General features: G+C 51.7%; 2 protein-coding genes. One reads left to right on the top strand and one right to left on the bottom strand.

Annotation, left to right across the window (positions count from 1 at the left end; all coding sequences use genetic code 11):
* The coding region (locus JWF83_RS13380) for an Rpn family recombination-promoting nuclease/putative transposase (RefSeq protein ID WP_413650739.1) at positions 1-723 on the top strand (723 nt) is incomplete at its 5' end.
* A 791-nt stretch (positions 724-1,514) separates the two neighbouring features.
* Here the strand turns inward: JWF83_RS13380 and JWF83_RS13385 are convergent.
* Positions 1,515-2,495: tyrosine-type recombinase/integrase (locus JWF83_RS13385; RefSeq protein WP_413650741.1), on the bottom strand; the 981-nt coding region annotated here is incomplete at its 5' end.

Raw genomic sequence — 2,495 nt, forward strand, 5'->3', positions numbered from 1 at the left:
TGTTTGATTGAGCATCAGAGCACCCCCGACAGGCTGATGACCTTCCGCCTGATGCGCTATGCACTGGCGGCGATGCAGCGGCATCTGGATAACCATAAAAAGGCAAAGGAACTGCCGCTGGTGATCCCAGTCCTGTTTTATCACGGTAAAATCGCACCTTATCCCTATTCCATGAACTGGATGGATGCATTCAGTGACACGAACGCAGCGCGGCAGCTTTACTGCGGCGATTTTCCGCTGGTGGATGTTACAACGATCAGCGACGATGAGATTATCAGGCACCGGCGTATTGCCGCGCAGGAACTGGTGCAGAAGCATATCCGTCAGCGTGATATGGCAGAACTGGAGCCGCTACTGGTCATGCTGCTGCAGCTGGATTACAATACATCCGAACAGCTGGAGGCGTTATTCAACTACATGCTAATGGTTGGGGATACGGCAAATCCTGACGCCTTTATCAGCACTCTGGTGCAGCGTTTACCGCAACATGGAGACATAATCATGACTATCGCACAAAAGCTCGAAGAAAAAGCACGGAAGGAAGCTTTGGAAAAAGGGCGTCAGGAGGGGATGTTGGTGGGTGAGCAAAAGGGCCGTGAAGCAGAGCGCCAGAAAACTCAACTTGAGATCGCGCGTAACATGCTTTCAAACGGTATGGATCACAATGTAGTGTTGGCGATGACCGGCCTGACTGACGATGACCTTAAGCAAATTCGCCATTAATCTCTTTATCCGTGCTGACCCCCTATTTAATCTGATACTTTTATTGAACCAAGTGAAACCTCATCTGACTGTCGGTTTTGTGCCCAAAGCAGACGTTGCTAATTCTGCACTGTTCAGCGATGGCGCTGTAGCGACAGGCACTGCTGACCTGCTCCCCGTTGATTAACACGCCGCAATGTTAGTAATGCGACTATCTGGCTGCGAGATCAACTGCGAACTTCTGCTCCTCGCTCAGAGCGGACCTGACGCTGGTTGCTACTTATTAGTGAAGCCATTAGGTTCAGCATGAACGCTAATGACGTTTTTGCTTCAGGGTAAGGCGGGACAGTTCCTGCCCCTGTAGACGTTCCGTCCTGTATTTTCCACAGCTCCGATGTGCCTGGACTATCCGTTGCAATTCAGTCTGCCGATTGTGAAGTAACGTTTCTTCATCAGAACCCCGAAGCGTAACTGCCGCGTGACGGCGATAACGTACTGGTAAGCATGGCGGGCATCTGCGACCGGGCGCGAATCGTTCTGAACCCGGTATGAGTCATCACTGATGATGGCTTTATCCCTGAGGGAGAATTGCCTGAGGATATATGCATCCCGGACATTGCCACGTATGAAATTGTGCAGGCATGGGATGACGGAAAACCGGGTATACAGCGCTGCTAACCCCGCATCAGTTATGCAACTGACATTAAACCCGGGCGTTGGGTGACAATTTGCCGGAGAACAAGGTTAAATTTTCAGTCATACGAAAAGCAGACCCTTTTATCCGGGAGCTGCTTTTTTCAGCTGACTTTTATTCAGACGGTTGCAGCACTACTGCGCTGCTGTGCATAAACATAGGGCGCTACATACTCTTCCCGGTTTAAATCCAGATAATCCGACCACCACTGCATCATCGCTTTTCGCGCATCGAGATATTCCGCTTTATGAGTGTACGCTGCCCGCACGCTGTTACGTTCCTGATGACTCATCTGGCGCTCAACGGCATCCTGTGACCACAGACCAGACTCCATTAATGCACTGCAGGCCATTGCCCGGAATCCGTGGCCGCAGATTTCATCTTTCGTGTTATAGCCCATCACACGCAGCGCATTATTAACGGTATTTTCACTCATGGGTTTAAAGGGATTATGATCGCACGGTAACAGTAACTCCTGCTGACCGGATATTGTTCTTATCTGTTTCAGAAAAGAGAGAGCCTGACGGGAAAGGGGAACAATATGTGGCGTGCGCATTTTCGCCCCGCGCTCCGAGTAGCGGACGCCAGGGATGGCTTTGCGACGGGCAGGGATGGTCCAGATTTTGTTGCTGAAATCAAACTCAGCCCAGCGTGCGAAGCGCAGTTCGCTGGAACGGATAAACAGATGCAGGGTAAGCAATACTGCCAGCCGGGTTAATACACGTCCCCTGCTGTAGTCGTTTATGCGGGTCAGCAGTTCCGGCAGTTGCTCCAGCGGAAGGGCAGGGTAGTGGCGTTTACGCGGAGGCGCAGTAATGCCACCCAGGTTCGCTGCAGGGTTGTTTTCAGTCAGCCCAAGGTGCACTGCATGGCGCATGATGCTGCATATGTGCTGCCGGGTGCGGGATGCCACTTCCAGCAGACCTTTCTGCTCAATGCCTTTCAGCAGGTCGATGAAATGGCGGGTTTTCAGCTCTGTTACGGCAATATGCCCAATGACCGGGAAAATATGATTGCTCATGCTGGCAAGCAGGCGGGCTGAATGGTTTTCAGACCAGGTCCTGTTGCTTCTGTGCCAGTTAAGCGCCACTGACTGAAA

It is taken from the genome of Pantoea sp. B65 (genome assembly GCF_047308185.1).
In the GTDB taxonomy this organism is placed as follows: Bacteria; Pseudomonadota; Gammaproteobacteria; order Enterobacterales; family Enterobacteriaceae; genus Erwinia.